Genomic DNA, 21,712 nt, shown 5'->3' with positions numbered 1-21,712 from the left:
GCCATTGAGCTCCCTCATTTGTTTCAGCGTTTCTCGATACGGAAACCGAAACGCGGGAAGTGCACATGCACCGCACCACCGCGTTCGTCTTCACGGCGCAGGATCAGCTCTTCGCGACCGGCAAACACCAATTCCCCAGCAACCGGATCAACGCCGTAATCAGTAGCCGCGATCACGACCTGCTGACCCGCTGCAAATCCGTTCGGATCGACAAACTGCTCATCAGGCAACGCCGCCGGCGTCGAATGGCGCGCAACCTCCAGCGCTTCTTCGGAACTCATGGCGCTGGCTGCACCGTGACCGAAGCCGAGCACCCGCCCGAGCCACGCGGACACTGCAGGGTAGTCATCCACCAGCGGTGCGGTGACGTGCGTAGCCTTGAGGAACCACAGCGGATGCGCCATGGCGAAGTCGGCAATCGATGGCTCGCCGAACAGGAAGTCTCCGTCCTCGCGCTGCAACTGCTGCTCCAGGCGCGCCATGATGGTCGGCCATTGATGTTTGGCCTGCTCGGCCGACAGTCTGGTCGCGCTGCCACCGCTGAACAGCCCGGCACGATCGGCCAGAAACGCCTTGATCGCTTCCGGCGGCAACTTGCCGAAACGCACCGCCACCGACTCTGGCTGAAACACCAGGCTCACCGCATGCTGGAACACCACCGAATCGGCCCAGGCAGCGAAACTGGCGGCGATCATTTCCTGACCTTCCGGGAAGAACGAAGGCTGGGCCTTCTCCTGCTCGAGGCGGCGGGCGATCAACGCGGTGTCGCAATAGATGTCGGCGCCGATCTGCAGCACCGGGGTCTTGCGGTAGCCGCCGGTCAGGGCAGTCAGGTCCGGTTTCGGCATCACCGGCGAGATGTGCACCGAACGCCAGGACAAACCCTTGAAACCCAAAAGCAGCCGGGCCTTTTCGGCGAATGGAGAGGTCGGGTAATGATGCAGAATCAACTCGGACATGCTCGGCTCCGCCGCACAGAAAGTGAATCAGCAGCTTAGCGCGCAATTCGTTGGCGGCCTACGGATCCGGCTGATGGGAACCGATCAGTCAGGTTGATAAGACGACCGAAAACTCCAGGATGAAAAAACCGCCTCAGCCGAAACCGAGACGGTTGTTCTCACATCGACAATCCTTACATCAGGTCATCGAAGTGATCTCGCAGGAACTCGTAAAAGCGAAACGCTTTGAACGACCTCCATACGAGGCTCAGAGTACGTAGCAAAAGCTTCATACGTTTTGGCCTCCGGTTGGGGGCCAAACCTCCAGCGCGCTTACCGGACCACGTACGCCTTCGGAAGACACGTCAATATCTCCTGTGAGGCGGCCGGTTGTGATACCCCCTGAAAAATCATTCCGGCACGGGAGCAACTCCGTGTCAGAGGGCATGAAACCGTTACGCCGATCGGCCAGACCTCAATGGTTGCACTGCCATGTGAGCGGACGGATCGTAACCGGGTTTCTGAACCTTCGCTTAAACAAATAAACTCAAAATTGAGTTTATTGGGTAGGCGTGCCTTCAGGCTTGCTCAGTGACGCAAAGAGGAATATTCTCCGCCTACGTCAATGTCTCCTGTGAGATCAGTAAACCCGGCCGCAAACCGAGGTTTACAGAAAAAACCGCCCCGCAAAGGCGGTTTTTTTTCGCCTGTCGTTTGTCTGAGGACACCGCTTCAACGTGCAGTGATTTCTACCGCTCGCAAACACCTGATCAATCAGGCCGATAAGACGCCACCAGGCATTCCTTCGCGCTCTTCCGCAGCTTCTTGATCAACCGCTCCTGACGCAACGCATCACTCTTGTCACGGCACAGCTCGGTGTAGACCAGAGCCATTGCCGGGCTGGACAGAAAGAATCGCGCGCCCTTGCCGCTCTGGTGCTTGGCGAAGCGGCGCACGGGATCATCGCTGATCCCGCAGTACAGCGAACCATTGGCGGCGCGAACGAGGTAGACGAACCAGGATTTGCTCACTGGAACGTCGGCATCGAGGGGATTTTCGCTGAGGCTGGTCACTGGGCAATAAAGGCGTGTGAGGAACAGGCCGCGATCTTATCAGCGACTCGCCTGAAATGCCTTCAGCCCTTTCAGCGCCTGGGCGCGGACGGCATTGCGCACCAGTGGCGTCCAGCCCAGCAACAGGCCTTTGAAACCCAGGGCCTGACGGGACCAGCGCCACAGGTCGAAGTGGTCGTGGTGTTCGCAGATCTTGCCGTCGCGGAAGACGAAGCGTGCCTGGATGTCGTTGATCACGATGTTGCCGGTCTGACTGAACAGGTAAGTCGCCACCCAGTGGGCGCCGCCGCTGCGCTCGTCGGCGCGGACGTTGTCGAAAGTCAGGGAGAAGTCCTTGGCCCGAGTGGTGAGCATGCGCCACATGTCGCCGGCATCGCGGCCGCGCAGCTCGCCGAAGGCCGGATCGCTGAACACCACGTCGTCGGTGTAGCAGGCGGCCATGGCCTCGGCGTCAAGGCGTTGGAAAGCCTGATAGAAACGGGTGATCAACGCGCTGTGGGCTTCTTCACTCATGGGCAATCTCCAGGAAAGGTACAGATTGCCAGCACGATAATCCGCAAACGCCCGAAACACTATCGGCATTCGCATTCCGAATACCGACAGTGTGCGCGCGTCAGACCTTTTCGCTTTCGACCTGCACGTACAACGCGCGCCCGGCACCGAGGCCGGCAAGGATCGCACCCGCTCCGACGATGCCGAAGATCCAGCCCACGGCGTTCCAGCCGCCGGTCCAGTCATGCACCACGCCGACCGCGAACGGCCCCATGGACGCGAGGGTGTAGCCGAAGCCCTGGGACATGCTCGACAGATTGGCCGCGACATGGGAGTCCCGCGAGCGCAGCACGATCAGGGTCAGCGCCAGGCTGAACGTACCGCCCTGCCCCAGGCCCAGCAGGATCGCCCAGCCCCACAGGCCTTCGATCGGCGCGTAGAGACATCCGAACAGACCGCCGAGGGTCAGTGCCATCACCACCACGATCGCCAGCCGTTGATCCTTGCCACGCGTGGCCAGCCACGGCGCTGCCAGAGAACTGGCGAGCTGAATGATCACTGACCCGGACAACACCAGACCGGCCTGAGTCGGGGTCAGCCCGCGTCCAATCAGAATCGACGGCAGCCAGCCAAACACGATATAGGCCAGCGACGATTGCAGGCCCATGTACAAGGTCACCTGCCAGGCCAGCGGATCACGCAGCAGCCCGCGCACCCGATACGCAACGTTGTGCGCACCGTGCTTCTGACCGATTTGCGGCAGCCAGAACACCGCAGCGACCAGCGCCGGAATCACCCAGAAGCCGAGGCCCATGGCCCAGCTGTGGTCGAAGTGTTCGCTCAACGGCACGCTCGAACCCGCTGCCATCGCCGCGCCCAGGCACAGGGCCATGGTGTAGACACCGGTCATGGTGCCGGCGTGTTTGGCGAAGTCGCGTTTGACGATGCCGGGCAGCAAGACACCGATGATGCCGATACTCGCGCCACCCAGAACGCTGCCGGCGAACAGACCGATTTCACCGAAGTTGCTGCGCAGGATGATGCCGCCGGCCAGTGTCAGAAGAATCCCCAGCACCACCCGCTCGGCACCGAAACGTCGCGCCAGCACCGGAGCCAAAGGGGCGAACAGACCGAGGCACAACACCGGCAACGTCGTCAGCAACCCCGCCTGAGCGGCGGACAAGCCAAGGCTTTTCGACACTTCACTGAGCAGCGGCGCCATGCTCGACAGCGCCGGACGCAAGTTCAGCGCCACCAGAATCAGGCCCAACAGCAACAGCCATGGGCGACGTACCAGGGGATGACTTTGCTGCACCTGCTCGTCGTCGGCCTCGGCATCGATCAGCAACTCCTCCAGTTCGGCGGTGCGCTTCGGGGCGTTGACGGCTTCAGGGCGGGACATGGTTTTCTCGGTTTCAGGGTTCATTGATCAGTTGCCTCGACAGGGCTTTGGCCCGTTCCGGATCACGCTGTTCGACGGCTTCGAACAGGGCGATGTGCAAATCGAAGACTTCCTGTCGACGAGGGACGATGTTCAGGGTCTGGCGCAATTGCGCGCCGACGATGCTGGAGAAATAGCGATACAGCTCGCTGAGCGTCGGGTTGTGCGCGGCATCCACCAGGCGGCGGTGAAACACCAGGTCACAGGCGATGTAGCTGTCGAGATCGCCGTGATAGTGGCTGCCGGCAACGCCAAGCGCCTCGCGCAGGCCCGCCAGATCCTCATCGGTGCGGCGCAACGCCGCCAGACCGATGGCTTCGACTTCAAGGATGTGCCGGGTTTCCCGAGCCTGATCCAGTGAGCACTTGGACAGCGCCTTGAGCGTGTCCATCGGATCGACCACCGCCCGCAGATAACTGCCATCGCCCTGACGGATCTCGATCAATCCGGAAAACGCCAGCACCCGCATCGCCTCGCGCACGGTGTTACGGCTGATACCGAGTTCGGCGCACAGCTCGGGCTCGGTCGGCAAGCGCTGACCGACCTGCCAGGTGCCGTCGGTGATGCGCTGTCGTAATAGATCCAGGGCCTGATCGACCAGGGATCGCTTAATAAGTGGAGAAATGTCTGACATAGGATTCGCCATTTCATCCAATCATAGGATGAATTTTCTGACATGTTAGTCAGCTCCGTGTAGGACGGCAACCACCTAGGTTGATTAGGAGGCAAATGAAGCGGGATTTTCGATTGGTCAAAATTACCCTTTAAGGGTAATTTCAGGGACAGGGTTTTGGTTTCTTATGGAAAAGAACACACCCCATTACGACTTGGCGGTGATCAAGGCTGAGGTCAGACGACGTGGAAGACAGGCATTCACCAAGAGCGCAGAAAAAACCGGACTGGATCTCGGTTTCAGCATCCTGGAGATGCAAGAGATCGTTTTCGAATTGCAGAACAGGATGTTGTACAAGTCAATGACCACCTATGACGATCATCGAGTCTGGCAAGACGTGTATCACATCCACTCACACGATCTGGAGATTTACATCAAGGTGACATACCGCCCCGAAGGTGGCCCACCGGTAATCTCCTTCAAGGAGAAAAACCAATGAAGACCCGGCAATGTTTCAGCTGCGGTGCACGTGAGGGAATGACACATTTCGAGGGCCGCGGCGAAACCATCAGTGTCAAAGGCATGGAACGTCGTATCGATGATCTTGCTGGCTGGGAATGTCGGAAATGCGGTGAGGTCGAGTGGGACGCCGATACCGATAGTGCAGAACGCTACACGCAAGCCGGTGATGATCTGGTGATCGCTGCCCGACAAATGATCGGTAACGAAATGAAGCGCATCCGGCGCAAATTGCACCTGACGCAAAAAGAAACGGTGCAACTGCTGTCAGGTGGCGGACACAACGCATTTTCCCGCTATGAGCGCGGCGAAGTGCTTCCGCCGAAGGCGTTGATGTTGCTGATGCGCCTGCTCGATCGCTATCCGCACTTGCTCGCCGATGCGAAAGCCTTGGGTGAAGGGGCGGATCTGAGGAACGCCTTCAAGTATGCCGAGCACAAAGAACACGAAACCCTCACCATGTCCTGATCCCTCAAAAAACAAACCCGGCACAAGGCCGGGTTTGTTTTACCCATCTGATATCAATGCAGAATCTGACTCAGGAACAACTTGGTCCGCTCATTCTGCGGATTGTCGAAGAAGTCGTTCGGTGCCGCCTGCTCGACGATTTCGCCTTTGTCCATGAAGATCACGCGGTTGGCCACGGTGCGGGCGAAACCCATTTCGTGGGTCACGCAGAGCATCGTCATGCCGTCTTCGGCCAGGCCGATCATGGTGTCCAGAACTTCTTTCACCATCTCCGGGTCGAGCGCCGAGGTCGGTTCGTCGAACAGCATGATTTTCGGTTTCATGCACAGCGCGCGAGCAATCGCCACACGCTGTTGCTGACCGCCGGACAGTTGCCCGGGGAACTTGTGCGCCTGCTCCGGAATGCGTACGCGTTCCAGATAATGCATGGCGATTTCCTCGGCCTTGCGCTTGGGCATCTTGCGCACCCACATCGGCGCCAGGGTGCAGTTCTGCAGAATGGTCAGGTGCGGGAACAGGTTGAAGTGCTGGAACACCATGCCGACTTCACGACGGATCGCTTCAATCTGCTTGAGGTCGTTGGTCAGCTCGACGCCATCGACCACGATGCGGCCCTGCTGGTGTTCTTCCAGACGGTTCAGGCAGCGGATGGTGGTGGACTTGCCGGAACCCGACGGGCCGCACAGCACGATACGCTCGCCTTGCTTGACGTTGAGGTTGATGTCTTTCAGCACGTGGAACTGGCCGTACCACTTGTTCACGCCCTGCATCTGAATGATGCCTTCAGGGCCCACTGGCTTTTTGATTGCTTCGCTCATCGAAAAAACTCCTAACGCTTGTGGCCAGTGTCGAGCTTGCGTTCCAGATGCATGGAATAGCGCGACATACCAAAACAGAAAATCCAGAACACCAGGGCGGCGAACACGTAGCCTTCGGTGGCCATGCCCAGCCATTTCGGATCGGCAGCGGCTTGCTTGACGCTGTTGAGCAGGTCAAAGAGGCCGATGATGATCACCAGGCTGGTGTCCTTGAACAGCGCGATGAAGGTGTTGACGATGCCGGGAATCACCAGCTTCAGGGCTTGCGGCAGAATCACCAGGCCCATGGCGCGCCAGTAACCGAGGCCCATCGCGGCAGCGGCTTCGTACTGACCTTTGGGGATCGCTTGCAGACCGCCGCGCACCACTTCGGCGACGTAGGCCGACTGGAACAGGATCACGCCGATCAGCGCCCGCAGCAGCTTGTCGAAGTTCATGCCTTCAGGCAGGAACAGCGGCAGCATCACCGAAGACATGAACAGCACAGTGATCAGCGGCACGCCGCGCCAGAACTCGATGAACGTCACGCAGACCACACGAATGGCCGGCATGTTCGAACGCCGTCCCAGCGCCAGCATGATCCCCAGCGGCAACGCGCCGGCGATGCCGACGGTGGCGATCACCAGGGTCAGCATCAGGCCGCCCCACTGGCTGGTGGCAACGGCGCTCAGACCGAACACGCCGCCATGCAGCAGGCACCAGGCAACAATCGGATACACCACCAGGAAGCTCAGCCCGTATACCGCTTTACGCGGCACGCGCTTGATGAACAGCGGGGCCACACCGATGACCGCCAGCCACACGGTCAGGTCCACGCGCCAGCGCAGATCCGCCGGATAGTAGCCGTACATGAACTGACCGAAACGCTGTTCGATGAACACCCAGCAAGCGCCCGCCTTGGTGCAGTCGGCGCGGGTAGTGCCGACCCAGTTGGCATCGAAGATCGCCCAGCTGAGCAACGGCGGAATCACCAGGTAGATCAGGTAGAACGCAAACAGGGTCAGCAGGGTGTTGAGCCAGCTGGAGAACATGTTCGCGCGTATCCACGCCATCGGGCCGAAGACCTTGGCCGGCGGTGGCATGTCGGGTTTGAAAGTATGAGTACTCATGCGCTATTCCTTACCGCTCGATCAGCGCAATGCGCTTGTTGTACCAGTTCATCAGCAGGGAAATGCTGATACTGATCGCCAGGTACACGCTCATGGTGATGGCAATGACTTCGATCGCCTGACCGGTCTGGTTCAGCACGGTGCCGGCGAACAGCGAAACCATTTCCGGGTAACCGATACCGGCCGCCAGCGAGGAGTTCTTCGCCAGGTTCAGGTATTGGCTGGTCAGCGGCGGAATGATCACGCGCAGCGCTTGCGGAATGATCACCTTGCGCAAGGTCGGGCCGTTGCGCAGGCCGAGGGAACGGGCCGCTTCGGTCTGGCCGTGGCTGACCGACTTGATCCCCGAACGCACGATCTCGGCGATGAACGCCGCGGTGTACACGGTCAGGGCCAGGGTCAGGGCCAGCAGTTCCGGGATCAGTACCCAGCCGCCGACGAAGTTGAAGCCTTGCAGCTTCGGCATTTCCCAATGCAGCGGCGCGCCGAAGATCAGCGCACACAGCGTCGGAATGACCAGCAGGATTCCCAGGCCGACCCAGAACTTGTGGAACGGCTCGCCGGTTTCCTCGAAGCGCTTGTTGGCCCAGCGGCTCATCAGCACGATGCCGACGATAGCCACCACGACACTGACCACGAACGCCCAGAAGCCGTCGGCCATCTGCGCGGCCGGCATGTTCAGGCCACGGCTGCTGACGAAGAAAGTGTCGCCGAAGTTGTGGCTGTTACGCGGCCCCGGCATGGTCAGGAACACCGCGAAATACCAGAACAGGATTTGCAGCAGCGGCGGAATGTTGCGGAAGACTTCCACATACACAGTCGCCAGCTTGCTGATGATCCAGTTCGGCGACAGCCGCGCCACACCGATGATGAAGCCCAGCAGGGTCGCCAGGATCACGCCGATGAAGGTCACCAGCAAGGTGTTGAGCAGGCCGATCACGAACACGCGGGCATAGCTGTCCGCTTCTGTGTAGGAGATCAGGTGTTGAGCGATGCCGAATCCGGCACTGCGCTCCAGAAAGCTGAACCCGGACGTGATGCCCCGGTGCTGAAGGTTGGTCTGGGTGTTGTCGAACAGATACCAGCCCATGGCGACCACCGCCACAACGGTGATGATCTGGAATAGCCACGCACGCACACGTGGATCGCTGAGGCTGAACCTCTGCTTTGGTGCGCCGATTGAATTTTGCATGAAGTGCCCCGCAAGAAATGGAACAGAACATCACCCGGCGGTTGGCCCGCCGGGTGATAGAACCATTAGCGCACTGGTGGTGCGTACTGAATGCCGCCGTTGTTCCACAGCGCGTTCAGGCCACGGTCGATTTCCAGCGGAGTGCTCTTGCCGAGGTTTTTCTCGAAGATTTCGCCGTAGTTACCCACCTGGGAAACGATTTTCACGACCCAGTCCTTCGGCAGTTTCAGATCCTTGCCGTACTCGCCGTCGCCACCCAGCAGACGGGCAACGTCCGGGTTCTTGGTAGACTTGGCTTCTTCGAGTACGTTTTTCGAAGTGATGCCGGCTTCTTCAGCGTTGAGCAGCGCGTAGCCGACCCAGCGCACGATGGCCAGCCACTCGTCGTCGCCGTTACGCACGACCGGGCCCAGAGGTTCCTTGGAAATGGTTTCCGGCAGAACCACGTAGTCCTTCGGCGAGGCCAGCTTGCTGCGCTGGGCGAACAGTTGGGACTTGTCGGAGGTCAGCACGTCGCAACGACCGGATTCCAGCGACTTGGCGCTTTCATCGGAGGTGTCGAAAGTGATCGGGGTGTACTTCAGGCCGTTGGCGCGGAAGTAGTCGGACACGTTCAGCTCGGTGGTGGTACCGGCTTGAATGCAGATGGTCGCGCCGTCGAGTTCCTTGGCACTTTTCACGCCCAGCTTGTTGTTGGCCAGGAAGCCCACGCCGTCGTAGTAAGTGATGAAGCCAGGGAATTTCAGGCCCATGCCCGCGTCACGGGAGCTGGTCATGGTGGTGTTGCGCGACAGGATGTCGATCTCGCCGGACTGCAGAGCAGTGAAGCGCTCCTTGGCGTTCAACTGACTGAACTTGACCTTGGTCGCATCGCCGAACACGGCAGCGGCCACGGCACGGCAGACGTCGGCGTCGATGCCGAGGATCTTGCCGGTCGAATCCGGTACGGAGAAGCCCGGCAGACCGTCGCTGACGCCACACTGCACGAAACCTTTCTTCTGTACCGCATCCAGGGTTGCACCCGCCTGAGCGAACCCGCTGACGCCGAGGACTGCTGCAGCAGTCACGACCGCCAGAGTGGATTTCAACATCTTCATTCAAACCTCCAGTTTTGCTCTTGTTGTGTCGGAGCTTGAGTCCAGTCGCACCCTTTTGAGGCGTTGTTGACCCGTGTTGGCTTTTTATGGGGTCAACCGACGCAGGACCTTCGCTATGAGTCTAGTAGGAGAAAATCCACATCATGGACAACTCACTTCTCACCAGTCGGCCGAACGGGCTGTAGCCCTTTCACGTTCGCGAAGCCCATTGCGGCCATTGGCGAACATCCATCACCGGATTCTTTGCTATCCCGTCGCCGGGCGTTCACTGATAGTGTTACCGCCAGGCGCGAGATCGATTGCACGACTACCTCATAGCAAAGCCCGTACCACACCGCTCGCTGAAGCGATTGAGCGACAGGTCAATAGCAAAACTTGTAGCCTTGCGACATCTTCTTAACGGATCAACCGGGCGCGCACCCCAATCACGCACTTAATGAGAGCGCCCGCACATTTTTGGAGCAGCCATGACCGAGCCCTTGATTCTTCAGCCTGTTAAGCCCGCAGACGCCTGCGTGATCTGGCTGCACGGCCTCGGCGCCGACCGCTATGACTTTCTGCCGGTGGCCGAGGCCTTGCAGGAAAGCCTGCTGAGCACGCGCTTCGTTTTGCCCCAGGCACCGACCCGCCCGGTGACAATAAATGGCGGTTATGCCATGCCGAGCTGGTACGACATCAAGGCGATGAGCCCGGCTCGTGCCATCGACCGCGATGAGCTGGAAGCGTCCGCCGATCACGTCATCGAATTGATCGAACAACAGCGCGCCAGCGGAATAGACGCTTCGCGGATTTTCCTTGCAGGATTTTCCCAGGGCGGCGCCGTGGTCTATCACACCGCGTTTCTGAAATGGCAGGGGCCGTTGGGCGGCGTGTTGGCGTTGTCGACCTACGCGCCGACGTTCAGCGACGAACTGGAGCTGTCCGCCAGCCAGCAACGGATTCCGGTGCTGGCGCTGCACGGCCAGTTCGACAACGTGGTGCAAAACTCGATGGGCCGCACGGCGTATGAGTATCTCAAGGCCCATGGTGTCACCGTGACATGGCAGGAATACCCAATGGAGCACGAAGTGTTACCCGAAGAAATTCGCGACATCGGCGTGTGGCTGAGCGAACGCCTGCGCTGATCGTCCGGGGCTCGATTTTCCAGTGGTCGGGCCCCTTTGATCATCCCACTACGCCGCGCCCGTTTCTTGCATTACACTGGCCGGCGTACATTCCTTAACCAATTGATGAGATGACCGTGCTCAAAGCACTCAAGAAGATGTTCGGAAAAAGCGAGGCTGAGCAACTCGCGCCAGCTCCCAGTGCGCCGTCGCACGCCCCCGGTCATCGCAGCGATGCCAAACCGGCGGACCGCCAGGCTCCCGTAGCCACACCGAAACGCGAACCGGCACCCGCTGCTGTTTCCGCTCCCGCTCCAGAAAGCGCCCGCAGCGAAACACCCAAACCGGCCAAACCACGCCGCGAACCGAAGCCCAAGGCCCCGGTCATTCCCTGGAAACTCGAAGACTTCGTCGTCGAGCCACAGGAAGGCAAGACCCGTTTCCACGATTTCAAACTCGCCCCGGAACTGATGCACGCCATCCAGGACCTGGGTTTCCCGTATTGCACGCCGATCCAGGCGCAGGTGCTGGGTTTCACCCTCGCCGGTAAAGACGCCATCGGCCGCGCCCAGACCGGCACCGGCAAGACCGCCGCGTTCCTGATCTCGATCATCACCCAGCTGTTGCAGACCCCGCCGCCGAAAGAGCGCTATATGGGCGAGCCTCGGGCGCTGATCATCGCGCCGACCCGTGAGCTGGTGGTGCAGATTGCCAAGGACGCCGCCGACCTGACCAAGTACACCGGCCTCAACGTCATGACGTTCGTCGGCGGTATGGACTTCGACAAGCAGCTCAAGCACCTCGAAGCGCGCCATTGCGACATCCTCGTCGCCACCCCGGGCCGTCTGCTCGACTTCAACCAGCGCGGTGACGTGCACCTGGACATGGTCGAAGTGATGGTGCTGGACGAAGCCGACCGCATGCTCGACATGGGCTTCATCCCGCAAGTACGGCAGATCATTCGCCAGACCCCGCCGAAAAGCGAACGCCAGACCCTGCTGTTCTCCGCGACCTTCACCGAAGACGTGATGAACCTCGCCAAACAGTGGACCACCGACCCTGCCATCGTCGAAATCGAAGTCACCAACGTGGCCAACGAGAACGTCGAACAGCACATCTACGCGGTGGCCGGTGCCGACAAATACAAACTGCTCTTCAACCTGGTCAACGACAACGGCTGGGAGCGGGTCATCGTGTTCGCCAACCGCAAGGATGAAGTGCGGCGCATCGAAGAACGCCTGGTACGCGACGGCATCAACGCCGCGCAACTGTCCGGCGACGTGCCGCAGCACAAGCGGATCAAGACGCTGGAAGGCTTCCGCGAAGGCAAGATCCGCGTTCTGGTTGCCACCGACGTGGCCGGTCGCGGCATTCACATCGACGGCATCAGCCACGTGATCAACTTCACCCTGCCGGAAGTCCCGGACGACTACGTGCACCGCATCGGCCGTACCGGTCGGGCCGGCGCCGATGGCGTGTCGATCAGCTTCGCCGGTGAAGACGACTCCTATCAGTTGCCGTCCATCGAAGAAAAACTCGGTCGCAAGATCAGCTGTGAAACGCCACCAACGCATCTGTTGCGGGCGGTTGAGCGCAAGCGCCCACAGTAAGCGACGCCATAAAGAGAAGCGCAGCCGGCAACGGACTGCGCTTTTTTTTCGCCCGGATATTGTTCAATAAAACTAAAAGTCCATAATGGACAAATTAGTTTAGATACAGTCTCCGGAGTCCGACATGTCCAGTACGCCTTACGTGATCGACCAAACCCAGGCCCGTGAGCTTCTGGCCCGGATCGATGTGCCGCAGATCCTGCGCAAGCTGTTCCGCGATCTGGCGGCCGGGCACGCGGTGCAACCGGCGCAGCAACTGGTGGAATTCCCCCAAGGCGCCGGGGACTTCATCAACTATCTGGGCGTGCTGGCCGAAGACGGCGTGTACGGGGTCAAGACTTCGCCCTACATCGTCCGCGAACAAGGCCCGCTGGTGACGGCGTGGACGCTGCTGATGTCGATGCAGACCGGCCAGCCGCTGCTGCTCTGCGATGCCGGCGAACTGACCACCGCACGCACGGCGGCAACCACAGCTGTCGCCGTCGACGCCCTCGCCCCTTTGAAAGCCTCGCGCCTGGCGATCATCGGCAGCGGCAAGGTCGCCCAGGCGCACCTGCATTACGTCAAGACGTTGCGCGAATGGCAGAGCATCCGCGTGTATTCGCCCACGTTGAATGAAGACCCGGCAACCGCCCGCCTGCTGCAAACCCTCGATCCGCGCGTGAGCATCGCTGACAGCCGCGAAGCCGCCATTGCCGACGCAGACGTGATCATGCTCTGCACCTCGTCCGCAGGACCTGTGATCGACCCAGCAACCTTGAACAAACCGGCGCTGATCACCTCGATCAGCACCAACGCACCGCGCGCCCACGAAGTGCCGCCGCAGAGCCTCAACGACATGCAGGTGTTCTGCGACTATCGTCTGACCACGCCAGGTTCGGCCGGCGAGATGCTGATCGCCACCGAACAGCATGGCTGGGACAACAGCGCGATCATCGGTGACCTCGCGGATCTGCTCAGCGAGAAAGTGCAGCGTCCGGGTTACGACCGTCACGTGTTCTTCCGCTCCATCGGTCTGGGTCTGGAAGACATCGCCCTGGCCAACGCCGTCTATCAATTGCAGCGCTGACACCGGAGATTTTCATGAGTCATGCAGATTTCATCATCATCGGCGGCGGAATTGCCGGCGCGTCCACCGGTTTCTGGCTGTCGCAACATGGCAAGGTCGTGGTGCTGGAGCGCGAGTCGCACCCTGCCTATCACTCAACGGGACGTTCGGCTGCGCTGTTCACCGCCGCTTATGGAACCCCGCAGGTTCGGGCGCTGACCCAGGCCAGCCGAGCGTTTTTCGATCACCCGCCCAGCGGCTTCTGTGAACACCCGCTACTGACTCCGCGCGGCGAAATGACTGTGGACTTCACCGGTGACGCCGCCGAACTGAACAATCAATACCTCAGCGCCAAGGCCACGGTGCCGGAGATGCAACTGCTCAGCGCGGAAGAAGCCTGCGTGCGGCTGCCGATCCTGCGCCGGGAAAAAGTCCACGGCGCGATCTACGACCCGACCGCCAGCGACATCGACACCGACGCTCTGCACCAAGGCTATCTGCGTGGTATCCGTCGCAACAACGGGCAAGTCCTGACCGATTGCGAAGTGCTCGGGCTGAGCCGTGATGCCGACGGCGTCTGGCAAGTGCAGACCAACGGCCAGACCTTCAGCGCGCCCATCGTGATCAACGCGGCAGGCGCCTGGGCCGACAAGATCGGTGCCCTGGCCGGCGCCCGGCCGCTGGGCCTGCAACCAAAACGCCGTGCCGCGTTCATCTTTGCCGGCCCCGAAGGCGTGGACATTCACCACTGGCCGATGCTGGTCAGCCTCGACGAATCGTTCTACATGAAGCCCGACGCCGGCATGTTCCTCGGCTCGCCGGCCAACGCCGACCCGGTCGAGCCGCACGACGTGCAGCCGGAAGAACTGGATATCGCCATGGGCATCTACCAGATCGAAGAAGCGACGACCCTGACCATCCGCCGCCCGACGCGCACTTGGGCCGGCCTGCGCAGTTTCGTCGCCGATGGGGATTTGTTGTCCGGGTTCGATCCGCAGGTGCCAGGACTGTTCTGGGTCGCGGCCCAGGGCGGTTACGGCATCCAGACTTCGCCGGCGATGGGCCAGGCCAGCGCGGCGCTGGTGCGCGGTGAGTCGCTGCCCGAGCACCTCAAGCAGTTCGGTCTGTCCGCCGCCATGCTCTCCCCCGCCCGCCTGGCCTGATTGCCCCCGGATGACGCGCCCAACGGATTGCGGCACACTCGCAACGCCCCCGGACCACGGGGGCGTTGACGTTGCCTGGAGCTCCACAGTAATGACCACCCCCGAACAATCTCCCGAGCTGAATGACGCCGCGCTGGATAACTACCACGCCATCGCCGACGCCATTGCCACGCTGTTCTTTCCACATGCCGAAGTGGTGTTGCATGACCTGCGCACACAGAAGGTCGACTACATCGCCAACAACCTGTCGAAACGGGTGGTCGGTGATGAATCGTCGCTGGAAGATATGCTCAGCGAAGACGTCAGCGAACGGAACATAGGCCCGTACGAAAAGCTCAACTGGGACGGTCAGAAGATTCGCAGCCTGAGCACTGTGCTGCGGGACAGCGAAGGGCATCCGCTGGCGGTGCTGTGCATCAACCTGAATATTTCGCTGTTCGAGAACGCCAAGGCTGCGCTGGACCTGTTCCTCTCGCCGAGCAAGCTGATCCCGCAACCGGACTCACTGTTTCGCGATGACTGGCAGGAGCGCATCAACACCTTCCTGCACGCCTGGCTGCGCGAGCGGCAACTGAGCCTGAATCTGCTGACCCGCGACCACAAACGTGAGCTGGTACTGGCGCTGCACGCCGAGGGGGCGTTCAAGGGCAAGAGTGCCTCGAACTATGTGGCCAATGTGCTGAACATGGGGCGGGCGACGGTGTACAAACACTTGAAGGAATTGAAGGGCTGAAGCCGTGCAGCCTGCAAAGGCTGCACGGTTTTCAAGATCAGTCGCCGTAGATGTCCGACTTGAAGTACTTCTCGGAAATCTTCTGGTACTCACCACTGGCACGAATGCCGTCGATGGCGGTATTCAACTGGCTGACCAGTTCAGCGTTGCCCTTGCGCACCGCAATCCCGGCGCCCTCGCCCACGTACTTCGGATCCTTCAGTTCCGGCCCGACAAACGCGTAACCCTTGCCGCGCGGCATCGACAGGAAGTCGGTCAGTGGAATGGTGTCGGCGAAAATCGCGTCGAGACGCCCGGCCGCCAGGTCCATGTAGATTTCTTCGTTGTTGCCATAGCGCTTGACGTTGATGCCCTTGGGCTCGAACACCTCGGTGGCGTAACGATCGGTGGTGGTCGCACGCTGCACGCCGACCGTCTTGCCCTTGAGGCTGGCGTACTGGTCATCGACGGTCGCGCCTTCCTTCATTACCAGCCGCGACGAGGTGAAATAGTACTTGTGGGTGAAGTCCACCGACTTCTTGCGATCTTCGTTGATGGTCATGGACGACAGCGCCATGTCGATTTTCTTCACTTTCAGGGAAGGAATCAGACCGTCGAACTCGCCCTCGACCCACACGCACTTGACCTGCATCTGCGCACACAGGGCGTTGCCGATGTCGTAGTCGAAACCGACAATTTCACCCTGGTCGGTCTTTGAGGCGAAGGGCGGATACGCCGCTTCGATACCGATGCGCAGGGTTTTCTCGGCGGCAAACACGCTACTGCACGCCAACAGGCTCAGCGCCAGACCGGTGATGAGGGGGAATTTCTTCATGTTCGTTCTCTCGCGGGTTGTTGTTGGTTTGGCAAGACAGAAGAAAGAGCTGAAACAGGGAAAAGCTTTATTTGTACTTGTAAATCCATACTGGACTTTTACGTATAAGCCGTCAATTGGACAAACGCCATCGGCGTCAGCCGATGGTCGGGAGTCGAGGGGAGATTGATTGAGGAGAGGAATTACTGCTTCCAGCGATCCGCCGCCGCATGATCGCTGTCACGACCTTCGACCCAACGCGGGCCGTCGCTGGTGTTCTCTTTCTTCCAGAACGGCGCGCGGGTTTTCAGGTAATCCATGACGAAGGCGCAGGCGTCGAATGCCGCCTGACGATGGGCACTTGCGGCGCCGACGAACACGATCGGCTCACCCGGCTCCAGCGCGCCGATGCGGTGCAGCACTTCCAGCTTCAACAGTGGCCAGCGCTGTTCGGCCTCGACGGCAATCTTGCCCAGGGCCTTTTCGGTCATGCCCGGATAGTGCTCCAGAAACATTCCGGCAACATCGAGGCCATCGTTGAAGTCGCGCACGTAGCCGACAAAACTCACCACCGCGCCGACGCCGACATTGGCCGCGTGCATCGCGTTGACTTCAGCGCCGGGATCGAACGCCGTGGACTGCACACGAATCGCCATGTCTCAGCCTCCGGTCACGGTGGGGAAAAACGCCACTTCGTCGCCATCGACCACCGGCTCGTCGAGCTGGCAAAGGTCTTCGTTGCGCGCGCACATCAGGTTCTGTTCACTCAGCACCTCGGCGCCGTCACGCTTGGCGAGCAATGCGCGCACATCGTCGACCGTCGCGAAATCGCCCTCGACCTTCACCGAATCCACGCCCAGCGCCTCACGGTAACGGGCAAAAAACTTCACGGTCAGGTTCATGGCTGCTCCGCCTGGAAATGCCCGCTCTTGCCGCCGACTTTCTCCAGCAGACGCACGCTTTCGATGGTCATGCCGCGATCCACGGCCTTGCACATGTCGTAGATGGTCAGGGCGGCGACGCTGGCGGCGGTCAACGCTTCCATCTCGACGCCGGTCTGCCCGGACAGTTTGCAGCGAGCCACGATGCGCACGGCGTCGTCGCCTTCGGCGCTGAGTTCGACCTTGACGCCGGTCAGCATCAGCGGATGGCACAGGGGAATCAGATCACTGGTTTTCTTCGCTGCCTGAATGCCGGCAATGCGCGCCACGGCGAACACGTCGCCCTTGGGGTGGCCGCCGCTGACGATCATCTGCAGGGTGTCGGGCAGCATGCGCACCAGCGCTTGGGCCGTCGCCTCGCGAAACGTCACGGCTTTTTCGGTGACGTCGACCATGTTGGCGCGACCTTGGGAATCGAGATGAGTCAGCACGGGATTACTCCTGATCAGGAGCCCCGATTGTAAACCTGCGGGTCAAATTTCCGCACATAAAAAACCGGGCGACTTTGCAGTCGCCCGGTTCCTTTGTAAGGGTTACAGATGCGATTCGGCGTATTCGGCCAGAATCGAACGCGGTACCCCTTGCAGGGTGATGTGCACACCGTTGGGGAAGTCTTTGAAACGTTCGGTCAGGTAGGTCAGCCCGGAACTGGTCGCGGACAGGTAAGGGGTGTCGATCTGTGCCAGGTTGCCCAGGCACACCACTTTGGAACCGGCGCCGGCCCGGGTGATGATGGTTTTCATCTGGTGCGGCGTGAGGTTCTGGCATTCGTCGATCAGGATCAGGCTCTGCTGGAAGCTGCGACCGCGAATGTAGTTGAGCGATTTGAACTGCAACGGCACTTTGCTGAGGATGTAGTCGACGCTGCCATGGGTGTTTTCGTCATCCATGTGCAAGGCTTCGAGGTTGTCGGTGATGGCCCCCAGCCAGGGCTCCATTTTTTCCGCTTCGGTGCCGGGCAGGAAGCCGATTTCCTGGTCCAGGCCCTGCACGCTGCGGGTGGCGATGATGCGGCGATAACGCTTGCTGACCATGGTCTGCTCGATCGCAGCGGCCAGCGCCAGGATGGTCTTGCCGGAACCGGCGGCGCCGGACAGGTTGACCAGATGAATGTCCGGATCCAGCAGCGCATACAGCGCCAGGCTCTGATAGATGTCACGCGGCTTGAGGCCCCAGGCTTCCTGATGCAGCAGCGGTTCCTGGTGCAGATCGAGAATCAGCAGCCGGTCTTCTTCAATCTCCTTGATCCAGCCGACGAACCCCTGCTCATCGATGATGAACTCGTTGATGTGCACGGCCGGCAGGTTGTCGATCAATTGCACCTGGTGCCAGGTGCGGCCATGGTCCTGACGGGTTTCGACCTTGCTCACGCGGTCCCAGAAGGAGCCGGTCATGTTGTGGTAGCCGTTGGGCAGCAGGGACACGTCGTCGACCAACTGGTCGGTGCTGTAGTCCTCGGCCGCAATCCCGCAGGCGCGCGCCTTGAGGCGCATGTTGATGTCTTTGGTGACCAGCACCACCGGTTTCTTCGGATCGCGGGTGTGCAGATCGATCAACTGGTTGATGATTTTGTTGTCGTTCAGGTGCTCGGGCAGAATCAGGTTCGACTCCGCCTGCTTGCTCATCAGAATTGACAGCAACCCCTTCGGCCCGCTCTTTCCGCGCTGGATCGGCACCCCTTGCTCGACGTCTTCGGGCGAGGCATCGCCCAGCGTCTTGTCGATCAGCCGGATGGCCTGGCGGCATTCGGCGGCCACGCTGTGATGCCCGCTCTTGAGCTTGTCCAGCTCTTCAAGCACGGTCATCGGGATCGCGACGTGGTGTTCTTCGAAATTCAGCAGGGCGTTTGGATCGTGAATCAGTACGTTGGTATCGAGTACATAAAGGATTGGCTGGTTGGAGGAAGGGCTACGTCCGTGATCATCCATACTCGGTCACCTTTGTGGGAGCCATTCGACGCAATACCTGGACGGTGCTGCGCCTCGAAGTGACTGCCGAATCCACCTGCACAGCTTTTGTCGGGATAGCAGGTGAACCGCACACAAAATGGGTCTTGGAAGACGCCACCTGTGTTGCAGGTTTCGGCGGTCTGACTTCGTAATACTCCAAAACCCGTGACAGAAAAAAGCACTTTGACGCTTTTTTGAAGTTTATTTTGCAAAGTGACGAAAAGCCCTTGGCGGACCGCCCCGCCCCCGTTAGAGTCGGAAGTCCGCCTGCATCGATTTTTGCAAAAAATTCACCCCAAGCCCAATGTTTCCGGGCTTTCGCCGCTTGTCAGCGAAAAGCGTCCTGACAGTCCTCCCAGCCGATGCCGCTTTGCGCGGTTTGCGTGATCAGCCACGGCAACGCCGTCTTCACCGCATCCTGCTTCATGTTGAAATTGATCACCCCGTGGCGCCACAACAGCATCAGGGTCAGCACCCGCTGTGCGCTCGGATTGCCCTTGAGCTTGCCGGCACCGTCCTGGGCATCGATGTCCCACAGCGCCACTTGCAGGCCCTGATTGCGGAAGAAACTGCCGGCATCACTGCGGCGCTGGCCATCCGGTGGACGGAACAGCGGCACGTAGTTCTCCGGCAGCTTGTTCTTCACCAGATCGCTGCTGCGGCGCACCGAGTCCTGCCAGTCCTGCCAGTGGCTGTGGGAGCGGAACTCCCAGCCCTGCACGCCCACGCAGAGTTTCGAGAATTCCGATTGCAGGTTATTCACCGAGCGATCCGCCAGCCGCGCCTGCACATCCTTGCCGAGCAAAAAGAAGGTGCCGCTCAGACTGGATTTGCGCAGGTAGTCGGCGATCCAGTCGGTATTGTCCGGCTGCAGGTTCGCAGCGCTGTCGAAACTGAGCAGGAACAATCGGTCATGCATCTCGTCGCCGTTGCGCTCGTAGTCGCCGAAATGATCGACTTCGCTGGTGGTCTGCGGCGACAGCGCCGCCTTGCGCATCAGTTCGTCCAGGTATTGCAGATGGAAGATCCGGCTCGGCTCGGCCCATTGGGTGTAATAGCTTTCGTCGCTGACCACGAACTTGGTCGCCTGCTCGCGCAGGGTCGGCAGGTCTTCGACAAGGAAGCAGAACGAGGCATCCTGATCGCAGCTCTGTTGGGCGAAGTTGTAATTGGCGAGCAGCCGCTGCCACAGACGCTCACGCAGGCTGTTGATCGCCTCCAGATTGACCGTGCGCAGCCCCAGACGCTGGGCCAGCGCGGCCTCATCCAGCGACTCGCTGCCCAGCAGGCCCCGGGCGAACATCAGGATTTCTGCCCGCGAGGCGACGTCGAACAGGGTCGGGTTGTCGAGTTTCTCCGGCCAGGTGCTGCGATCCAGCGTGGCGATATCGCCCGGTGCCGCAACGGCCCCGAAGCTCAACAGCCACACGGTGAATAAAAGAACAATGCGCAAAGGGGTGTCTCCATAACAAAACCCGCGCGGCACTATAGCCGATCCGGCCCGCAAACCGCCGATCACCTATGGACCTGATAGCTGGAGTCATCCGCCTCAACCCCCTAGAATCGCCCCCACGATTAAAGGAGACGACTTCATGCTGATGGTGATTTCCCCCGCCAAGACTCTCGATTACGAAACACCGCCGGCGACCCAGCGCTTTACCCAGCCGCAATACCTCGACCATTCCCAGGAGCTGATCCAGCAATTGCGCGAGCTGACACCTGCGCAGATCAGCGAACTGATGCACGTCTCCGACAAGATCGGCGGCCTCAACGCCGCGCGTTTCGGCAGCTGGACACCGGCGTTCACCCCCGAGAATGCCAAACAGGCGCTGCTGGCCTTCAAGGGCGACGTCTACACCGGGCTCGACGCCCAGAGCTTCAGCGAAGCCGATTTCGATTACGCGCAACAGCACCTGCGCATGCTCTCCGGCCTCTACGGCCTGCTGCGCCCGCTCGACCTGATGCAGCCGTATCGTCTGGAAATGGGCACCAAACTGGCCAATGCCCGGGGCAAGGACTTGTACGCATTCTGGGGCACGCGCATCAGCGAATGGCTGAACGAAGCGCTGGTCGATCAGGGCGATGACGTGCTGCTGAACCTGGCCTCCAACGAGTACTTCTCGGCGGTCAAGCGCACGGCCCTGAACGCGCGGATCATCAACACCGAGTTCAAGGACCTGAAGAACGGCCAGTACAAGATCATCAGCTTCTACGCCAAGAAGGCCCGCGGCCTGATGAGTCGCTTCGTGATCCAGGAGCGCATCAACGATCCGGCCGCTCTCAAACAGTTCGATGCTCAGGGTTATCGCTACAGTGCCGAACAGTCGAAACCGGACAATCTGGTGTTTCTGCGCGACCACGCCCCGGAATAAAGCATGCTCATTGCACGACTCTTTATAGTGAGAGTCGTGCAGCTCGCACGACGTCAAAAAAACCTCCCCTCTTTTCGCCGATTTATTGGCGCCATAAAAACATCGCCTCGATTTCTATCTTTTCTTTCACTCGACAGTTGTCATTTTTTTCAGTAGTGGCACGTAAATTTTTTACCGGTAGTGGCACAAAACCATCTAACGCGATTATCTGCCTATCAATAAAGGGCGAAATCGAAAGTG

At 60.1% G+C, this 21,712-nt stretch carries 23 protein-coding genes; 8 read left to right on the top strand and 15 right to left on the bottom strand.

From position 1 onward, the window contains the following. Window positions 1-23 precede the first annotated feature (23 nt). The 5 genes from AC1RME_RS26530 to AC1RME_RS26510 all read right to left on the bottom strand — a co-directional run bounded on the left by AC1RME_RS26530 (window position 24) and on the right by AC1RME_RS26510 (window position 4,578). Window positions 24-959, bottom strand: a complete 936-nt coding sequence (locus tag AC1RME_RS26530; RefSeq protein WP_096819196.1) for a glutathione S-transferase family protein — start codon at window positions 957-959, stop codon at window positions 24-26. A 749-nt stretch (window positions 960-1,708) separates the two neighbouring features. Continuing rightward, window positions 1,709-2,011: a GIY-YIG nuclease family protein gene (locus AC1RME_RS26525; RefSeq protein WP_085698557.1), complete on the bottom strand. Its 303-nt coding sequence runs from the start codon at window positions 2,009-2,011 to the stop codon at window positions 1,709-1,711. Between the two features lie 39 nt (window positions 2,012-2,050). Continuing rightward, entirely contained in the window at window positions 2,051-2,524 is a 474-nt protein-coding gene (locus tag AC1RME_RS26520; protein ID WP_085608154.1) for a nuclear transport factor 2 family protein, read from the bottom strand. Between the two features lie 100 nt (window positions 2,525-2,624). Beyond that, the gene (locus tag AC1RME_RS26515) at window positions 2,625-3,929 is read right to left on the bottom strand and encodes a CynX/NimT family MFS transporter (RefSeq protein ID WP_096819194.1); all 1,305 of its coding nucleotides are present in this window, start codon (window positions 3,927-3,929) and stop codon (window positions 2,625-2,627) included. Further along, complete coding sequence (locus AC1RME_RS26510; protein WP_096819192.1) at window positions 3,919-4,578, bottom strand: FadR/GntR family transcriptional regulator; 660 nt, start codon at window positions 4,576-4,578, stop codon at window positions 3,919-3,921. Before AC1RME_RS26510 ends, AC1RME_RS26515 begins: the two co-directional genes overlap by 11 nt. 166 nt (window positions 4,579-4,744) lie before the next feature. Here AC1RME_RS26510 and AC1RME_RS26505 point away from each other — a divergent pair, with 166 nt between their 5' ends. Together AC1RME_RS26505 and AC1RME_RS26500 are read left to right on the top strand one after the other, a co-directional pair. Beyond that, complete coding sequence (locus AC1RME_RS26505) at window positions 4,745-5,056, top strand: type II toxin-antitoxin system MqsR family toxin (protein WP_096819190.1); 312 nt, start codon at window positions 4,745-4,747, stop codon at window positions 5,054-5,056. Further along, entirely contained in the window at window positions 5,053-5,544 is a 492-nt protein-coding gene (locus AC1RME_RS26500; protein WP_096819188.1) for a type II TA system antitoxin MqsA family protein, read from the top strand. Before AC1RME_RS26505 ends, AC1RME_RS26500 begins: the two co-directional genes overlap by 4 nt. A 53-nt stretch (window positions 5,545-5,597) precedes the next feature. On the opposite strand, the gene AC1RME_RS26495 is transcribed toward AC1RME_RS26500, so the two are convergent. The 4 genes from AC1RME_RS26495 to AC1RME_RS26480 form a co-directional block, all read right to left on the bottom strand. Next, the gene (locus AC1RME_RS26495) at window positions 5,598-6,362 is read right to left on the bottom strand and encodes an amino acid ABC transporter ATP-binding protein (RefSeq protein ID WP_008080191.1); all 765 of its coding nucleotides are present in this window, start codon (window positions 6,360-6,362) and stop codon (window positions 5,598-5,600) included. Window positions 6,363-6,373: 11 nt separating this feature from the next. After that, window positions 6,374-7,471: an amino acid ABC transporter permease gene (locus AC1RME_RS26490; RefSeq protein ID WP_096819186.1), complete on the bottom strand. Its 1,098-nt coding sequence runs from the start codon at window positions 7,469-7,471 to the stop codon at window positions 6,374-6,376. Between the two features lie 10 nt (window positions 7,472-7,481). After that, complete coding sequence (locus AC1RME_RS26485) at window positions 7,482-8,663, bottom strand: amino acid ABC transporter permease (protein WP_102619510.1); 1,182 nt, start codon at window positions 8,661-8,663, stop codon at window positions 7,482-7,484. Window positions 8,664-8,728: 65 nt separating this feature from the next. Continuing rightward, window positions 8,729-9,760 carry an amino acid ABC transporter substrate-binding protein gene (locus tag AC1RME_RS26480; protein WP_096819182.1) on the bottom strand — a complete coding sequence of 344 codons (1,032 nt, stop codon included), beginning with the start codon at window positions 9,758-9,760 and terminating at the stop codon, window positions 8,729-8,731. 467 nt (window positions 9,761-10,227) lie between these two features. Here AC1RME_RS26480 and AC1RME_RS26475 point away from each other — a divergent pair, with 467 nt between their 5' ends. The 5 genes from AC1RME_RS26475 (at window position 10,228) to AC1RME_RS26455 (ending at window position 15,417) form a co-directional block, all read left to right on the top strand. Further along, entirely contained in the window at window positions 10,228-10,884 is a 657-nt protein-coding gene (locus AC1RME_RS26475; protein ID WP_096819180.1) for an alpha/beta hydrolase, read from the top strand. Window positions 10,885-10,994: 110 nt separating this feature from the next. Next, window positions 10,995-12,473 (top strand): ATP-dependent RNA helicase RhlB, encoded by a 1,479-nt coding sequence (gene rhlB / locus AC1RME_RS26470; RefSeq protein WP_096819178.1) that lies wholly within the window; start codon window positions 10,995-10,997, stop codon window positions 12,471-12,473. A gap of 124 nt (window positions 12,474-12,597) precedes the next feature. Next, a complete protein-coding gene (locus AC1RME_RS26465; RefSeq protein ID WP_096819176.1) occupies window positions 12,598-13,542 on the top strand; it encodes an ornithine cyclodeaminase family protein in 945 nt (314 codons plus the stop codon). A gap of 14 nt (window positions 13,543-13,556) precedes the next feature. Next, window positions 13,557-14,684, top strand: coding sequence for an NAD(P)/FAD-dependent oxidoreductase (locus tag AC1RME_RS26460; RefSeq protein WP_096819174.1), 1,128 nt, complete (start codon window positions 13,557-13,559; stop codon window positions 14,682-14,684). 91 nt (window positions 14,685-14,775) lie between these two features. Further along, window positions 14,776-15,417 (top strand): helix-turn-helix transcriptional regulator, encoded by a 642-nt coding sequence (locus AC1RME_RS26455; RefSeq protein ID WP_096819172.1) that lies wholly within the window; start codon window positions 14,776-14,778, stop codon window positions 15,415-15,417. A 37-nt stretch (window positions 15,418-15,454) separates the two neighbouring features. Here AC1RME_RS26455 and AC1RME_RS26450 read toward each other — a convergent pair whose 3' ends face one another. The 6 genes from AC1RME_RS26450 to AC1RME_RS26425 form a co-directional block, all read right to left on the bottom strand. Next, window positions 15,455-16,231, bottom strand: a complete 777-nt coding sequence (locus AC1RME_RS26450; protein WP_096819170.1) for an ABC transporter substrate-binding protein — start codon at window positions 16,229-16,231, stop codon at window positions 15,455-15,457. 182 nt (window positions 16,232-16,413) lie between these two features. Next, a complete protein-coding gene (gene moaE, locus AC1RME_RS26445) occupies window positions 16,414-16,866 on the bottom strand; it encodes a molybdopterin synthase catalytic subunit MoaE (RefSeq protein ID WP_085711692.1) in 453 nt (150 codons plus the stop codon). 3 nt (window positions 16,867-16,869) lie between these two features. Continuing rightward, window positions 16,870-17,112, bottom strand: a complete 243-nt coding sequence (gene moaD, locus AC1RME_RS26440) for a molybdopterin converting factor subunit 1 (protein WP_096819168.1) — start codon at window positions 17,110-17,112, stop codon at window positions 16,870-16,872. Beyond that, a complete protein-coding gene (moaC, locus tag AC1RME_RS26435) occupies window positions 17,109-17,582 on the bottom strand; it encodes a cyclic pyranopterin monophosphate synthase MoaC (protein WP_007957321.1) in 474 nt (157 codons plus the stop codon). Before moaC ends, moaD begins: the two co-directional genes overlap by 4 nt. A gap of 102 nt (window positions 17,583-17,684) precedes the next feature. Then, window positions 17,685-19,079, bottom strand: coding sequence for a PhoH family protein (locus tag AC1RME_RS26430; protein WP_096819166.1), 1,395 nt, complete (start codon window positions 19,077-19,079; stop codon window positions 17,685-17,687). A gap of 349 nt (window positions 19,080-19,428) precedes the next feature. After that, on the bottom strand, window positions 19,429-20,553 hold the full coding sequence (locus AC1RME_RS26425) for a polysaccharide deacetylase family protein (RefSeq protein ID WP_096819164.1): 1,125 nt from the start codon (window positions 20,551-20,553) through the stop codon (window positions 19,429-19,431). Window positions 20,554-20,692: 139 nt separating this feature from the next. Here AC1RME_RS26425 and yaaA point away from each other — a divergent pair, with 139 nt between their 5' ends. Beyond that, complete coding sequence (gene yaaA / locus AC1RME_RS26420) at window positions 20,693-21,472, top strand: peroxide stress protein YaaA (RefSeq protein WP_096819162.1); 780 nt, start codon at window positions 20,693-20,695, stop codon at window positions 21,470-21,472. Window positions 21,473-21,712: the final 240 nt, after the last annotated feature.

Source organism: Pseudomonas sp. GW822-FHT03F08, assembly GCF_058801265.1.
This window is presented reverse-complemented; position numbering and strand designations above follow the sequence as displayed.